General features: G+C 69.3%; 13 protein-coding genes. 4 read left to right on the top strand and 9 right to left on the bottom strand.

Going from position 1 to position 15777, the window contains the following annotated elements:
• Positions 1-10 precede the first annotated feature (10 nt).
• On the top strand, positions 11-847 hold the full coding sequence (locus tag RUR_RS25305) for a spermidine synthase (protein ID WP_283137677.1): 837 nt from the start codon (positions 11-13) through the stop codon (positions 845-847).
• A gap of 6 nt (positions 848-853) precedes the next feature.
• Here the strand turns inward: RUR_RS25305 and RUR_RS25300 are convergent, their stop codons facing one another.
• Positions 854-1888, bottom strand: a complete 1035-nt coding sequence (locus RUR_RS25300) for a PucR family transcriptional regulator (protein ID WP_283137676.1) — start codon at positions 1886-1888, stop codon at positions 854-856.
• Positions 1889-1966: 78 nt separating this feature from the next.
• Here RUR_RS25300 and RUR_RS25295 point away from each other — a divergent pair, with 78 nt between their 5' ends.
• Positions 1967-2881 (top strand): proline dehydrogenase family protein, encoded by a 915-nt coding sequence (locus tag RUR_RS25295; protein ID WP_283137675.1) that lies wholly within the window; start codon positions 1967-1969, stop codon positions 2879-2881.
• 294 nt (positions 2882-3175) lie between these two features.
• Here the strand turns inward: RUR_RS25295 and RUR_RS25290 are convergent, their stop codons facing one another.
• The 4 genes from RUR_RS25290 to RUR_RS25275 form a co-directional block, all read right to left on the bottom strand.
• Positions 3176-3802, bottom strand: coding sequence for a hypothetical protein (locus RUR_RS25290; RefSeq protein ID WP_283137674.1), 627 nt, complete (start codon positions 3800-3802; stop codon positions 3176-3178).
• 9 nt (positions 3803-3811) lie between these two features.
• Positions 3812-5203 carry a selenium-binding family protein gene (locus RUR_RS25285; RefSeq protein WP_283137673.1) on the bottom strand — a complete coding sequence of 464 codons (1392 nt, stop codon included), beginning with the start codon at positions 5201-5203 and terminating at the stop codon, positions 3812-3814.
• Between the two features lie 74 nt (positions 5204-5277).
• Positions 5278-5490 carry a hypothetical protein gene (locus tag RUR_RS25280; protein ID WP_283137672.1) on the bottom strand — a complete coding sequence of 71 codons (213 nt, stop codon included), beginning with the start codon at positions 5488-5490 and terminating at the stop codon, positions 5278-5280.
• A 685-nt stretch (positions 5491-6175) separates the two neighbouring features.
• Positions 6176-7390, bottom strand: a complete 1215-nt coding sequence (locus RUR_RS25275) for a M20 metallopeptidase family protein (protein WP_283137671.1) — start codon at positions 7388-7390, stop codon at positions 6176-6178.
• Between the two features lie 93 nt (positions 7391-7483).
• Here RUR_RS25275 and mmuM point away from each other — a divergent pair, with 93 nt between their 5' ends.
• Both mmuM and RUR_RS25265 read left to right on the top strand, forming a co-directional pair.
• Positions 7484-8371: a homocysteine S-methyltransferase gene (mmuM, locus tag RUR_RS25270; protein ID WP_283137670.1), complete on the top strand. Its 888-nt coding sequence runs from the start codon at positions 7484-7486 to the stop codon at positions 8369-8371.
• A gap of 159 nt (positions 8372-8530) precedes the next feature.
• Positions 8531-10948, top strand: coding sequence for an outer membrane protein assembly factor BamB family protein (locus RUR_RS25265; protein ID WP_283137669.1), 2418 nt, complete (start codon positions 8531-8533; stop codon positions 10946-10948).
• Between the two features lie 30 nt (positions 10949-10978).
• On the opposite strand, the gene RUR_RS25260 is transcribed toward RUR_RS25265, so the two are convergent.
• The 4 genes from RUR_RS25260 to RUR_RS25245 all read right to left on the bottom strand — a co-directional run bounded on the left by RUR_RS25260 (position 10979) and on the right by RUR_RS25245 (position 15774).
• A complete protein-coding gene (locus RUR_RS25260; protein WP_283137668.1) occupies positions 10979-11395 on the bottom strand; it encodes a hypothetical protein in 417 nt (138 codons plus the stop codon).
• A gap of 282 nt (positions 11396-11677) precedes the next feature.
• The gene (locus RUR_RS25255; protein WP_283137667.1) at positions 11678-12517 is read right to left on the bottom strand and encodes a hypothetical protein; all 840 of its coding nucleotides are present in this window, start codon (positions 12515-12517) and stop codon (positions 11678-11680) included.
• 231 nt (positions 12518-12748) lie between these two features.
• Complete coding sequence (locus RUR_RS25250; RefSeq protein ID WP_283137666.1) at positions 12749-14125, bottom strand: M28 family metallopeptidase; 1377 nt, start codon at positions 14123-14125, stop codon at positions 12749-12751.
• Positions 14126-14133: 8 nt separating this feature from the next.
• Positions 14134-15774 carry a M14 family zinc carboxypeptidase gene (locus tag RUR_RS25245; RefSeq protein WP_283137665.1) on the bottom strand — a complete coding sequence of 547 codons (1641 nt, stop codon included), beginning with the start codon at positions 15772-15774 and terminating at the stop codon, positions 14134-14136.
• Between the last annotated feature and the right edge of the window lie 3 nt (positions 15775-15777).

The raw sequence follows: 15777 nt of genomic DNA, 5'->3' as shown, positions 1-15777 counted from the left end.
TCCACCAGGGATGAAACGTAAGACCAGCCCGATACCGGGTCTGTATAGCATCGGCTCCGGGCAAGCCGAGATTCTGCACGACCTCGACCGCGAGGACGGCTGGCTGCTCAGCGTCAACGGGGTGCCCCAGTCCTACGTGGACCTCTCCGATCCGACATACCTGGATTTCGAGTATGTGCGGCATATGGCGGACGTGATCGACTGCCTGGAGCCCGAGGGGGCGATCGACGTCGTCCACATCGGCGGCGGCGCCTGCACCCTCCCGCGCTACGTGGCGAAAACCCGCCCGGGATCCCGCCAGATCGTCATCGAGCCGGACGGCGCCCTGGTCGAACTGGTCCGCAGCCAGCTGGCCCCGCCCCGGATCAAAATCCGGATCACCGACGGCCGGAGCGGGCTCGCCGCGCTGCGGGACGGCGAATCCGACCTGGTGATCCTCGACGCCTTCATCGGCGCGCGGATCCCCGGCGACCTGGTCACCTTGGAGTTCCTCCACGACGTGCTCCGGGTCCTGCGCCCCACCGGGACGTACCTGGTCAACGTCGCCGACGGGCCGCCGCTGCCCTTCGCCCGGCGGCTGGTCGCCACGATCCGCTCCGTGTTCCCCCACGTCGCCGTCGTCGCCGATCCGGGCGTCCTGCGCGGCCGCCACTTCGGCAACCTCATCGTCGCCGCCTCCGGCGAGCCCCTGCCGATCGAGACGCTGGTACGGCGGAGCGCGGGCTCCATCCCCCGCGGGCGGGTCGTCCACGACGAGGAGCTCGACCGGTTCCGCGGCGCGCTCCCGCCGATCCGCGACGGCCAGGAGATCCCCGTCCCCGTCCCGCCGCCGGAGATCTTCACCTAGCCGGCGTCAGCGGTCCACCAGGTGGGCGGCCTTCAACGCCAGGTGGAGTTCGAGCCGGGCCCGGCCGTCGTCGAGGTCCAGCCCGGTGATCCGGCTCACCTTCTCCAGGCGGTAGTAGAGGGTCTGCCGGTGGATGCTGAGTTCCCTGGCGCTCTCCTGCACGTGACCCGCCCGATCGAGGAACGTCTCGACCGTGTGGATCAGTTCGAGGTCACCGGCGTCGAGCAGCCTGCGCACCGGGCCCGCCACCGCGCCGCGCAGATCGGCGTCGCGGAGCCGGATGAGTGTGCGGTAGACCCCGAGCTCGGACCAGCGGGCGACCGGCCTGAAGGAGGGGACGACCCGGGCGACCTCGGCCGCGTCCCGGGCCTCGCGCCAGCTCTCCGCCAGCTCGTGCGGCTGGGTGCGCACCCCGCCGATCCCCCCCGCCGCCACCGTCTCGCCCTCCCGCAGAATCAGCGCCGTGGCGTCCTCGCCGACCCAGCCGAGCGCCGCGGCTCCCTCGCCGAGCGGGGCCGAAGGCGCCGCCACGGCGACCTGGTAGTGCCGTCCCGGAACGAGCAGCCGGAGATCCACGAGCCGGTCCCCCGCCGCCGCCCGGGCCTCCTCCGGCCCGGTGAGCAGATCGCGGACGAGCCTGCCCTGCCCGGCGCGGTCCCGCGCCTCCCCGGCCAGCAGAACGGCGAGCCGCTCCACCAGGGGGCGCAGCCGCCGCTCGTCGATCTCCTGACCCTCGTCCAGCACCCAGAGAAAGCCCCGGATCACCGAGCCCTGCCGGACCGGGACGCAGATCCGGCCGAGCACCCCGGCCTCCGGGTCCGCCGGGATGCGGACCGGGGCGACCGCACGGTCGATCCCGTACCGCTGGAAATGCCGGCGTACCGCCGGGGAGGCCTCCCGGCGCAGGATCGACGCCTGACGCACGGCGTCCAGCGGGGTGGCGTGCGGGGCATAGGCGAGCAGGCGGAGGGCCCTGTCCTCCAGGGTGGCCGGTCCGCCGAGAACCCTCGACACCTCGTCGACGAGATCCTGCAGTTCCATCGCTCTTGAGCATATGTATGAATGATTCGTGGCGTCTGTCGATGTTCCCCGGTGACGCCCCGGACATACCGTCCAGACATGCTCGCATCCATTCTCCTCCGCGCATCACGGAGCGCCGCGGCCCGCCGGCTAATCGCCGGATCCCCCCTGACCCGCCGTGTCGTCGACCGATTCGTGGCCGGCGAGGAGCTGGACGAGGTCGTCGACGTGGTCGGGCGGCTCGCCGGCGCCGGGATGGACGTCACCATCGACGTCCTCGGTGAGGACACCCTGGACCTGCCGCAGGCCGAGGCGATCCGGGACGCCTACCTCGCGCTGATCGAACGGCTCGAACCCGGTTCCGAGGTCTCCCTGAAACTGTCGGCCCTCGGCCAGGCCCTCCCCGGCGACGGGGAGAAGATCGCGCTGGAGCACGCGCACCAGATCTGCCGGGCCGCGGCGGCGCGGAACATCCTGGTCACCCTGGACATGGAGGACCACACCACGATCGACTCCACGCTGTCGATCCTCCACACGCTCCGCGCCGAATTCCCCTGGGTCGGGGTGGCGCTGCAGGCGTACCTGTACCGGACCGAGGAGGACTGCCGGGAACTCTCCCGAGCCGGCTCACGGGTCCGGCTCGTCAAAGGCGCCTACAAGGAGCCGCCCTCCGTCGCGATCCAGAGCAAGGCCGGAGTCGACCGGGCCTACATCCGCTGCATGAAGATCCTCATGGCGGGCGCGGGGCGACCCATGATCGCGACCCACGACGAGCGGATGATCGAGGTGGCCAAGCACCTCGCGATGATCACGTACGGCCGCACCCCCGACAGCTACGAGTTCCAGATGCTGTACGGCATCCGCGCCAAAACCCAGCGCCGGCTCGTCGACGAAGGCTCCGCCGTCCGGGTGTACGTCCCCTTCGGCCAGGACTGGTACGGCTACTTCATGCGCCGCCTCGCCGAACGCCCCGCCAACGTCGCCTTCTTCCTGAGGTCGTTGATCTCCCGCTGAGAGGCCTACCAAGGGAACAGCGTGGTCGGCTCCCGCGCGTGCACACGATTCCGGTGACAACCGTGGACGTGCGATACCCCGTTAAGGGAACCCGAGCTTACAAGAACAGTATTTTCTGACATCGACCGCGGTCGGTTCGCGCCGGACAAAGGGCGTCCGGCGCGAACCGCCGCGCGCATTCTCGCGCCGCAGAGTACGCGGCGCGAGAAGTGCGGACGTAGCGCGACCAGCCCTAGGATCCAGCCGCACTCGCAACCACGGATGTGGAAACCTTGCAGGGATTACCAGGGCTGGCTACCAATTGGTGGCGATGGTGATGGCGCCTGCGGCGACGAGGGCGACGGCCCACATGCGGTCGAGGTTGAACCAGGCGCGGCGGAGTACGGTCACGCCGAGGAACTCGTAGACGATCACGGCGATCACCCCGGCGACGGTGAACATCGCGAGCGTGTGGATCGCGGCCACGGCCAGACCGCCGGAGAGTGCCCCGGAGAGCGCGTGCGTGCTGTGCGGGCCCGGTGCCCCGGTGACCTCCACGCTGGTGAGCACGGGGAGGAGCATGAACCCCGCCCCGTGCGCCGACGACATGAGGAACGACCATCCGGCGAGCTGCGTCAGGGAGAGACGCATCCCCACCCAGCGGAAGTGCCTGCGGGAGAGGAGCCGCCACAGCCCGAACGCGACCAGGAGCACACCCCCGCCGATCGCGACGACGCCTCCGGTGAGCACCGAACCGGTGACGCCGACGACGACCGCGACCAGCGCCACCGAGCCGAGATGCCCGAGCGCGATCACCGGCAGGGATTGGAGCAGCAGATCGCGGCTGCGCTCCTGCAGTCCTCGCGCGACCGCGAAGAGCCAGCCCATCGCCGGGTTGAGTCCGTGGAAGGCGCCGAGCAGGAGCACCGTGGTGATCGTCACGGACGGGCTCTACGGGTAGCAGTACGAGTCGGAGGACGCGTCGCCGCCCTGGAGCCGGGTCTGATGGGGCCGGAGCCCCCGGAAGTCGGGGTAGAACCGCTCGTCCACGGTCAGGCCGCCGCCGTCCGCCACGTCGAGCCTGGCCATCCAGCCGCCCACCCCGTCGGGGTAGAACTGGTCGTCCCAGGAGCCGTAGAGCGAGTTGGTCACGTAGACCCGCCTGCCGTCCCTGCTCACCTCGACCATCTGCGGCCCGCCCGCCCGCGGCTCATCGGGCCGGGCCGGATGGGGGGTGCGCCGGACGATGCCCCCGAGCCGCACCGACCCCACCTCGATCGGCTCGAACGGGTTGGTCACGTCGTACTGCTTGAGCTCCCCGGTCCCCCAGCACGACACGTAGAGGTACCGGTCGTCCACCGAGAGGTCGATGTCGGTCACCAGCGGCGGAACCGCGCCGAACGGCTTGAGCACCGGCGGCAGGTCGTCGGCCGAAGCGGGCTCGGCGGGAATGTCGATCACCTTGCGGACCGCCCACTCGGCGCCGTCCCGGTACCAGACCCAGACGGAGGCGGACAGGTCCTCGACGCTCACCACGACGCCGACGAACCCGTAGGTCTTCGTCGGATCGTGGGCGGGCCGGAGTTCCAGCGCCATCTGGTACTGGTCGCCGAGGTCCACCGCCTGGAGGTGCCTACGCCGGCGCAGGTCCCAGAAGTGCAGCCGATGGCCGTACTGCCGTCCGAGGAGCAGCTCGCCGACGATCCCGTCCTCGATCATGCTCGGTGTCCCCCACTCCGAGGAGACGAGCACGTCGTGGTTGAGGTGCCACCAGAAGTCGTAGGCCAGATACTGGGATCCGCGGTCGACCTCGAACCGGCCGAGCACCTCGAACGACCTGTGGTCCAGGAGGGCGATGCCCCCGGGTCCGTCCTCGCCGTTCGCGCCGCCGAGCGCGGAGACGTACAGCCCGTCCGGTCCGCAGTGCACGGTGTGCGGCCGTGAGTAGCCGGCCCGTTTGGCCAGTTCCTCCGGCTGGAGCACCTTCACGACCTCGGGGGCGACCCGATCCTTGGTGTCGAGCACGTAGATCCGCGACGAACGCAGCCCGGGAACGATCAGATAGCGCCGCTCGGTGTGCGGGTGGGGGGCGTACGGGCAGAGCGCGCTGCTGCAGGCGTTCCAGCCGAAGTGGTGGAGCTCGTCTCCGGTGTGGGGCAGATCGGTCCAGCCGACCACGGTGCCGTAGGACGGTGACTCCGGGTCGGTGTCCACGACGGTTATCGCGTCAGGCCGCTCCGCCGATCGATCGAACGCCCCGACGTAGGCGAGCTTCTCCCGGGGGCCGGAGGCTGCGTCACGAGGGGAGGGATAGAACGTGGGGTCAGGCTTCCACAGAGACAAGACGACGTCCTTAGGGGTCGGTCCGGAACCCCAGAATCAACCGCTATTCCCCGCCAAGTCAATGGGGAATACCGTTATTGTCTCTTCGCTCGATTGGCCCGGCGGCCCTTCTCCCCCGCCACGATGAGCAGGACCCCCAGCAAGCCGATCAGGATGCCGGAAAAGGGTTGAAAGTCCTCCGCAATCCCCATCAGACCCCAGCTGCGGCCCTTGCCGAACAGCTCCGACGCGGCCGATCCGAAACCCTGGATCGCGACCAGCACTCCGAAAATCTCGAGAAACAACACCATACGAATCCTAACCGCTCCACGCCGTATCGCTCGGCCCTGATCGTCGCGGGGCGGGCGCCTCGGCTTGCCGGGTCTCAGGTGCGGGGCTCGGGCAGGTAAGAGCCGTCCCGGTGACAACCGTGGACGTGCGATACCGCGTTAGGTGCGATCACGCTTACAAGAACAGTGTTTTTTGACATCGACCGCGGTCGGTTGGTGCCGCGCAAAGACCGCGCGGCACCAACCGCCGCGCGCATTCTCGCGCCGCAAAGAGCGCGACGCGAGAAGTGCGGACGTAGCGCGACCGGCACCTAAGATCCAGCCGTACTTGCGACCGGAACCCGGTGAGCCCGGAGGGAACCTCAGGCTTACCGGCCATGATCCGACTTCCGGAGCGGGGCTACGCGCCGGGGGCGGATGGGACAGCGGAAAGCCGCTGCAGAGCGAGCAGCGGGGACCTAACGCACTTAAGCAACAGCTGTGCCTACGACTCGAACCCGGCAAGCCCGCAGGGAACCTCAGACTTGCCAACCACGACCTGACCCCCGGAGCGGGGTCACACGCCGGGTACCGGCGGGGCGGCGGAAAGCCACCGCGCCGCGAGAAGTGCGGACCTAGCGCAACAGCCGTACCCACGACCCGAACCCGGTAAGCCCGTGGGGGTCTCGGGCTTACCGGCCATGATTCGGCTTCCGGAGCGGGGCTACGCGTCGGGGGCGGGCCCGGTGGTGGCGAGGCGGCGGAGGGCGAGTTCGGCGAGGAGGGAGGCGCCGTCGCCGAGGACCGAGTCGTCGAAGGCGGCGTCGGGGGCGTGGTTGTACGGCGCGTTCGCGGGGTCCCGGTCCGCGGGGCAGGCCCCGAGGGCGACGAACGCGCCGGGGACCTCCCCGCTGACGAAGGAGAAGTCCTCGGCGCCGGTGAACGGCTGGGGGGAGGGGAGATAGCGTTCCTCGCCGTACACCTCGCGCACGGTCCCGGCGACGAACTCCACCTCGGCGGCGTCGTTGACCGTCACCGGGTAGCCCGGCCGGTACTCGATCTCCACCTCCAGGCCGTGGGCGGCGGCGATCCCGCGGATGAGGCCGACCACCCGCTCCTCGATGGCGGCGTGGTTGGCCTCGGAGAAGGTGCGCAGCGTCGCGTCGAAGCGGGCCTGGTCGGGGATGATGTTGTCGACGGTGCCGGCGTGGAAGCTGCCGACGGTGACCACGACCGGGTCGAACACGTCGAACGCCCGCGTCACCATGGTCTGCATCGCGGTCACCATCTCGCAGGCGACCGGGATGGGGTCTTTGGCGCGGTAGGGCACCGCGGCGTGCCCGCCCAGTCCCCGCACGGTCACGTGGACGGTGTCCGCGGCCGCCATCATCGGCCCGGGACGGGAGAGGAACCGGCCGCGTGCGAGGAGCGAGGAGACCACGTGCAGGGCGTAGGCGGCGACGGGACGGCTGCCCGTGGCGTCGAGCACGCCCTCCTCAATCATGATCTTGGCGCCGTGGTGGCCCTCCTCGCCGGGCTGGAACATGAAGACCACGTCCCCCTTGAGGGAGTCCCGCCGCCCCGACAGCAGGGTGGCCGCCCCGGCGAGCATCGTGGTGTGCAGGTCGTGGCCGCAGGCGTGCATCCGGCCCTCCGCCTGCGAGACGGGCCGGTCGCCGTCCGGGCTCTCGGTCAGCGGGAGCGCGTCCATGTCCCCGCGGAGCAGGACCGTCGGCCCCGGCTGGGATCCGCGCAGCACCGCGGTGATCGAGCTGAGCCGCTCCCCGAGGGAGATCTCCAACGGGAGACCCTGCAACGCGGTGAGCACCCGCTCCTGGGTTCGCGGGAGGCTGAGCCCGAGCTCCGGCTCCCGGTGCAGGTCGTGGCGGAGCCGTACGAGATCGTCCTGAAGCGCGCTGGCGTCGTCGCGTAGTGACACGATGTGTACCCCCAGTTTCCGGTCTCCTTGCAATATAAATGCCCTGGGCGCCTTGTCCATCGGGCGGTACGGCGGGCCGCCTAGACTCGGCCCATGAGACCGGTGATCCCGACTGCGCTGGACGGCGGGCTCGCCAGCGAACTCGGCGCCCGAGGGCACGACCTGTCCGACCCGCTCTGGTCGGCGCGGCTCCTCATCGACGCGCCGCAGGCGATCGCCGACGTCCACCTCGCCTACTTCCGGGCCGGGGCGCAGGTCGCCACGACCGCGAGCTACCAGGCGACCTTCGAGGGGCTCGCCGCCCGGGGATTCGGCCGCGCCGAGACGGCCGAACTGCTGCGGACCTCGGTACGGCTCGCCGCCCAGGCCCGTACCCGCGCCGGGGACGCCGGCGACGGACGGCCGCTGTGGATCGCCGCGTCGGTCGGGCCCTACGGGGCGATGCTCGCCGACGGGTCCGAGTATCGGGGGCGGTACGGACTGTCGGTCGCCGAACTCACCCGCTTCCACCTCCCCCGGATCGAGGTGCTCGCCGAGGCGGGGGCGGACGTCCTGGCGCTGGAGACCGTCCCCGACGCGGACGAGGGCGCCGCGCTGATCGACGCGGCGGGCCGGGCCGGGCTGCCGGTCTGGCTCTCCTACACGGTCGACGGCGGGCGGACCCGGGCCGGGCAGAGCCTGGAGGAGGCGTTCTCGGTCGCCGCCGGCGTCGACCAGGTGATCGCGGTCGGCGTCAACTGCTGCGCGCCGGAGGAGGTCGGACCCGCGTTGCGGCAGGCTCGCGCGGTCACCGGAAAACCCGGGGTGGCCTACCCCAACGGGGGTGAATGGGATGAGACCACTCGTACGTGGTCCGATCGCCCATCGCTCGGGCGCGAGGCGGTCGCCTCCTGGCTCACCGAGGGCGCGCTGCTGATCGGCGGCTGCTGCCGTACCGGGCCCGCGGACATCGCGGGGCTCGCCGGGCACCTCGCGAGCTGAGCCCGGGCATGCGGTGACCGATCACGGGTTCGCACGCGCGGCGCTGCGGTAACCCTTTCGGGCCTGCCGAGAATCCCCCAATTATCCAATCTAATGATCGATCTATCGGAATATCGTACTGATCACCAGTACCGGGTGGGGGACGCCGAGGAGCGACAGATGCCGGAGTTCGAAGCGCTGCAGGCGGGGGATCCCGAGCGGATCGGGGGCTATCGCATCGTCACGCGGCTGGGCGCGGGTGGAATGGGCCGGGTCTATCTCGGGCGTTCGCGGAGCGGCCGGGCGGTCGCCGTAAAGATCATCCGGCCCGAGTTGAGCGACGATCCCGGGTTTCGCAAGCGGTTCGCCCGCGAAGTCGCCCACGCCCGTACCGTCAGCGGCTTCTTCACCGCGGGGGTCGTGGACGCCGATCCGGCGGCATCCCCACCGTGGCTCGCGACGGCGTACATCCCCGGGATGTCACTCGACGAGGCGGTGAGCGAGTACGGGCCTTGGGACGAGGCGTACGTGCTGGCCCTCGCCACCGGGCTGGCCGAGGCTCTGGGGTCGATACACGCCGCCGGGGTCGTCCACCGGGACCTGAAGCCGTCCAACGTGCTGCTGGCCGACGACGGACCCCGGGTCATCGACTTCGGGATCTCGCTGGCCACCGAGGGCAGCCGGATGACCGGAACGGGTCTCGCGCTCGGCACACCCGGTTTCGTGTCGCCGGAGCAGCTGACCGGGGCCTCTGTCGGGCCGGCCGGTGACGTGTTCTGCCTGGGATCGGTGCTGGCGTTCGCCGCCACCGGAACCGGCCCCTTCGGCGGCGGCTCATGGCAGGGGCAGTGGTATCGCACCGTGCACGAGGAGCCGGACCTCACATCGGTCCCGCCCCGGCTGCGAGCCCTGATCGCCCGGTGCCTCGCCAAACAACCCGAGGAACGGCCGACCGTGACGGCGCTGCTGGACGAGGTGGCCGCGAACATCACCGTGGACGGGCGGTTCACGGACAGCACCTGGCTCCCCGCGGCGGTCGCCGAGGGCGTACGGACCCGCGTCTCCAGGCCCCTGCCGGTCACGGCCCCCGACGTCCCGGCCGCCCCGCGGACCTTGGTCGACAGGGAACCGGCCGAACCGCGAACCCGGTCCGCGCCTGAGCCGCCGCCCACGGACGCCGACGCGAATCCGCCCCCCTACCGGGAACCGGCCACCCTCCGGGAGCACCACGGTCCAGGTTCGGCGGCCGATCCGCCGACCGCGGTCGCCGCCCCGCGGACCTTGGTCGACAGGGAACCGGCCGAACCGCGAACCCGGTCCGCGCCTGAGCCGCCGCCCACGGACGCCGACGCGAATCCGCCCCACCGGGAACGGGCCGCCATCCGCGTTTACCACGGTTCGGGTTCGGCGGCGGCCTTCGTCGTGGACGCGCCCGCGCCCGAACTCGCCAGAGGCTACTCTCGCCGACGTATCCTGCTCGGCCTCACCGGCGTGGCCACGGCCGGCCTCCTTGGCTCACTCCTCCGAATAAACGACGCTCCCGGGACCGTCAGGGGCCGGCCCACGTCGACGTTCGGCCCGAGCCCCGGCCCCCGGCCCTCCGTTCCCGGGCTCAAGTGGTGGTCCGTCTCCGCCGTCGGACCCGTCGACGGGCCGCCGGTGGTGCGCGACGGGGTGGTCTACGTCATCAGCAGATTCGGTACGGTGTCCGCCGTGGACGCCGCCACCGGGCACGTGCGATGGGACCTCAAGGTGGCTCAGTCCCCGACGCACTCCTCACCGGTGGTGGTAGACGGAGTCCTCTACACCGGCTCGGGGAACGAACTGTACGCCGTGGACACCGCCACCGGCCGTGAACGGTGGAGCTTCGCCACCGGCGGCACCGTGTTCTCGACCCCGGCGGTGGCCGAAGGAACCGTCTACGTCAGCGGCAACAACGGCAAACTGTACGCGGTGGACACCGCCACGGGCGGTGAACGGTGGAGCCGCACCGTCGGAAGAGGCGACTTGCGCTCGTCCCCGGCGGTCGCCGGAGGCATCGTCTACATCGGCGGCGACGACGGCAAACTTTACGCCCTGGACACCGTCGGCGGAAGTGAGCGCTGGAGTTTCGCCCAAGGCATTGTGGAATCGGCCCCCGCCTTGATCAACGGAGTCCTCTACGGCGTCTCCGTGCCCAAATTCGCCGTCGAAGTCATCCGCAGTGGGACGATGAGCGCATTGGACCCCGCCACAGGGCGAGAGCAATGGAGTTTCAAGACGCAAGGCAGCTCCACTCCGACGGCGGCACAAGGGGTTCTCTTCTTCACGAGCGGGTCGGGGCTGCACGCCTTGGACATCGATCGCCGAAGCGCGCGATGGCACTTCAGCTTCGACGGGGGTTTCGTGTCGACGCCCGTGCTGAACGGCGGAGCCGTCTACGTCGGAGCCGGATCCGGACTGTACGCCGTGAACGCCGCCGACGGCCGCCGGCGATGGCGTTTCGACGTACACCACGAACAAGTGGTCTCGAAGCCGGCCGTGTTCGACGGAGTCGCCTACTTCGGTGTCGCCTCTCTCAACCGCGCCGACGACGGCTTGTACGCGGTGAAGGTGTGACGGCGGGCGACCGACGTGGAGTGCGGCCCGTCAGGACTGAAACGGCTTGGCCGGACGCGGGGGCGGGGGCCGGACCCGGGTGGAGGACGCCGCGGCGACGTTGAGCAGCCCGCAGATCGTCGCCCCGACGGCGAACGCGACCGCGGCGGCGGCGACCTGGCCGGCGAACGGTCCTCCCCCGCCGAACGGCCAGAGCGCCGCGACCGCGGTGATCAACGCGACGGTGCCGGTGAAGAGCCTGCGCGGTCTGGACGCGGTCACCAGCAGCGTGTGCAGGAACGCGGTGGCGAGCAGGGCCGCGATGGCGGAGATGAGCATCAGCCGGCCCAAGGAGGCGTCCACCAGGCTCCGGTCCCCGTCGGGCAGCCAGACCCCGACCCGGAAGACTCCCCGGGCGACGAGCAGGGCCACCAGCGCGGTCGTCGCGGTGGCCAGCGCGGTCGCCATGCCACCCGACCACAACCGGCCGGAGTCCACCACGAGCCGGTTCCGCCGTACGGAAGATACGCGGTGCCCGGGTCCGATCGGAGGGGGGTTCCGTAGCCCGTCAGTCGGCCGGTCTTCTCCCATACTCCCCCCGCTTCTCCCGATCATCTCCTCAAATCACCCTATAAACCACATAGAGCGATCGAATCATCACATTCGGGTGATAAAGGGTGGATCACCTGGAGGTACGGCGAAGGGCCGCCGACCCGGTGCACCCGGATCGACGGCCCCGTCACGTCAAGGTCAGCTCCACTCCCATCGGATCCCGTGCACCCCGGGCTGGGACTCGAACTCGAAGATGTGGACCGAGTTCCAGTTGTTGAGACGGAGCTCGGACCGGTCGACCGGGGGCGTGCCGACGTTGGGCTGCCAGATCTGGTAGCAGCGCGGTGGCACGGCCGCCTTGTCGAAGCGGACCTGAAGGAGATACTCCCTGGTCGGGAAGCGGAACCCCCGGACGTACTGAGCGGCCTCGGGACCGCCGCTCTTGTAGGAGAACTCGTACTCGACCAGATAGGTCTCCCCTTCGGCCAGCGGGTGGTCGAAGATGAGCTCGACGGCGGTGAGACCGGCGGCCGGATCGGCACGGACCCGCCCCACCCTGCAGAAATCGCTGGTGAATCCGTCCGGGGCCGCCGCGAGGTTTTCATTGTGATGGATGGCGACATAGCGGTCGACGCCATCTTGCCGGGCCCGGAACACCACGCGTGACCGGGCGGCGAGTTCCTCCCTCCGCGAACCGACCATGTAACGCTCGTGGTGGCTGAGCGTTTCCAGCTGGCCGTCGACCGGATTGTTTATCTTTTCCAGGAGATCACTCAATCCGGTATATACCGGACATATCTCCCTATAAGTAAGCGAGCCTGGAACATGTCCCAGCCAGCGTCCACGCGGACGCCGGGGCCCGATCAGTGTGACCAGGGAGTCCGGTTGCAACTCCAAGATCTCTTCAATCGCGCGCACCGCACGCAACGACTGGGTCCGTTCCGGCCTGCAGAGCCCGCGCTGCCAGTAGCTCAGGCTCGCGACGCTGACCGGGATCCCCCGTTCGACCAGTCGTGAGTGGATGCGGTCAAGACTCAACCCCCGCGACTGAATCGCCAGTTGCAGCGCTCGGTCGAAGGGGCCCGCACGGAGGGCTTCTTCCAGTTCGGAGCCTCCTCCAGCAATAACCCCCGATGGATTGGTGCGCCGTGACATCGCAGGGCTCCAGGAGAACTCGACGGCCGTTACACAGCCCTCATCTTCTTCCAGGAACCCCACGATATCCATCTCAAATTTGATAAATCTGTATAAATCAAGCTAACTGCGGGTCTAGAAGGTCAGCTTCCAGCCGTCGATGTAGCCGGTGTCGTTCACGGACGTGTCCCGGACCCGGAGCGTCCAGACCCCGTTCGCCACCTCCGAAGAGGCGTTGACCGGATACGTCGCGTGCAGGACGTCGCCACTGTCGTTGCTGTCGCTGTTCTTCACCCGGTAGACGGACCCGTCGGGCGCGACCAGGTCGACCTGGAGGTCGCCGATCCAGGTGTGGTGGAGATCGACGTACACCTGCAGCGCCGAGGGCGCGTTGCCCGGCACACCCGACACCGTGATCGTCGAGTCGGCCGAACCCAGGTCGGGCACGTTCACGTTGGTCGTGCTCTCGAAGGAGGTGCCGGGAGGCCCGCTCGTGCCACCGGACAGGTTCCACACCGAGTGCGCGATCGCGTCCGCGTTCCGATCGAGGGCGGTGTCGTTGATGTTGGACGTCGTGTCGCACGCGCGGTGGTAGCAGCGGTCGTAGGCGACGCCGCTCGTGCCACCCCACTTGCGTGCCTGCGCGGCGGTCTTGATCCCTTCGGCCCCGGTGAAGGTGCCGCCCGCGGGGATGCCCACGGCGATGAAGGGACCGTAGTCGGACCGGCCGTCGAAGTCGGTGCCCTCGGTCTGCACGCCGATCGAGGTGAAGTAGTCCTGCAGGAGCCGCTCAAGCTCCGCGGAGCCCGCCGGTCCGGGGCCCGACCCGCGCCGGTCGGAGTCGTCGCCGTCGTAGACGAAGTACGCCGGGTTCGGCGAGCCGACCATGTCGTAGTTCATGTACGCCTTGATCCGGCTGCGCGCCGCCGCCGCGAGATTGGTGACGTAGTACCTGGACCCGCGCAGGCCGACCTCTTCGGCGCCCCACCAGGCGAAGCGCAGACGCTTGGTCGGCTGGTAATTCGAGCGGGCGACCTCAAGCGCGGATTCGAGGATGGCCGCCGAGCCGGAGGCGTTGTCGTTGATGCCCGGCCCGGCGGACACCGAGTCCAGGTGTGAACCGATCATGATCACGTTGTTCGCGTCACCGACCGGCCACTCGGCGAGCAGGTTGTACCCGGTCGCGTTGTTGTAGACGAACGACTGGATCGTCGTCTGGTATCCGGCCGCGTCCAGCTTCGCCTTGATGTAGTCGAGCGAGGCGCGGAAGCCGGGCCTGCCGTGCGCCCGGGTGCCGCCGTTGTTGTTGGCGATCGTCTGGAACTGCGACAGATGCGCCTTCACGTTGGCGACCGAGATGTTGGGCGCCGGTGCCAGCGACAGGGGCGCGCCGCCCAGGGCGCCGGCCGACGGGGTGTCCGCGGGGGCGCCCGGGACGGGCCCGGCGAAGGCCGGCGTGGCCGGAAGCGCCGCCGCGAGCAGGCAGGCGGCGATGAAGAGGGGGAATCTCATGGTTTTCCTCAGAAAGAGATGTTCCAGGCGTCGATGTAGCCGCTGTCGTTGACCGAGACGTCCTTCACCCGGAGCTTCCAGGTCCCGTTGGCGACCTCGGAGGAGGCGTTCACCGTGTAGGTGGCGTGAAGGACATCGCTGCTATCGCTGGAATTGGTGTCTTTCAGGCGATAGACGGAGCCGTCTCCAGCGACCAAATCGATCTGCAGGTCACCGATCCAGGTGTGGTGGATGTCGACGAAGATCTGCATCGCGGCCGGCGCGTTGCCGGGCACTCCTGACACGGTGATAGCCGAGTCCACGGTGCCCTGATCGGGAATGTCATAGTTGGTGGCATTCTCAAAGGTGCGCCCGCCGCCGCAGTACTGCGCCTGCTTGCCGATGGCCCGGTAGGGACAGTCGGCGTACTCAAGGAGCCGGAGTACCGCCTCCTTGTTGCGGCTGGTCTCCCGCCCGATGACCTCGTCGGGTGGGTAGAAACCGCCGTTGCCGCTCTTGGGATACATCTCGAAGAGGAAACTGAAGATCTTCTGATTTCCCCAGAGCCAGTCGTTGATCGTGCCGTCCGCGATGTACATGTCGCTCCACTGCTGCGGTGTGTAGCCGTTGGAGCTCGCCATCGAACGACCGATCGCCGTGAATGTGTCGAGCTGGTCGCGGTCGAGCCCCGGAGCCAGATCGTCATAGGTGTAGCTGTAGGGCCAGAGCACGAGTTCGCCGTAGGTGTGGAAATCGATCGCGCTGGTGATCTGCTGCTTGCCGCCGACGACCCGGGAACGGACGAAGTCGGCGACCACCTTGATCTCCGGTGCCGACTCCACCGCGCGACCGCGGTAGCTGTCGCTGCTCCCCGAGCTCGACGAGCCGTTGCAGCAGCCCCACTTGTGACCCCAGTTCCTGTTGAGGTCGGTTCCGACAGCCGTGGAGTTGGACTGCCGGTTCTTCCGCCAGCTCCGGTAGGAGCCGGTCGCGATGTCGTACTCTCCGCCGTCGGGGTTGACGTCGGGGATGATCCAGATCTCCCGGGAGGCGACGAGGTCGTTCACCCGGGCTTCCGTCCCGCTCGTGAACAGGTTGAGCAGGTAGACCGCCATCTCCTTCGTGAGGTGCTCACGGGCGTGCTGATGGGCGGTGAAGAGCACCTCGGGCTCGTTCTCGTCGACCGCGACGTTGTCGCTGATCTTCACTGCGACGATGTCCCGGCCCTCGTGGGACCGGCCGATCACGGTCTTCCTGGCGATCGCGGGGTTCGCCGCGACCACTCGGTCGACCGCCGCGGTGAGTTCGGCGTGGTTGTGGTACCGGGAGTCCGCGGGCGGGAAGTCCAGGGCGGTCATCATCTCGGAGACGGAGAATCCGAGACGGCGGATGGCCGCGGCCTCACTCGGCGTTGCGCTGACGATGATCGAGGAGTGCTCGATCGCGTCGATGGCCGCACCGGTGCGTGCGACCCGTGTCCGCTGCTCTTTGGTGCGTGGCCCGTCGACGCGGTACTGGCGCGGGTTCTCCGCCGTACCCCTGACCGCGGTGTCGGCTACCGCGGTCGCAGGGCCGCCCGTCCTGGCGGCCGGTTCCGCCGCGGCGACGGGCGCCGCGGCGGTGACCAGTACCATGACGAGCACGCTCATCAGGGACTTCTTACCGGCCATCTC

Origin of the sequence: Rhizohabitans arisaemae (genome assembly GCF_025996515.1) — a bacterium.
Lineage (GTDB): Bacteria > Actinomycetota > Actinomycetes > Streptosporangiales > Streptosporangiaceae > Rhizohabitans > Rhizohabitans arisaemae.
This window is presented reverse-complemented; position numbering and strand designations above follow the sequence as displayed.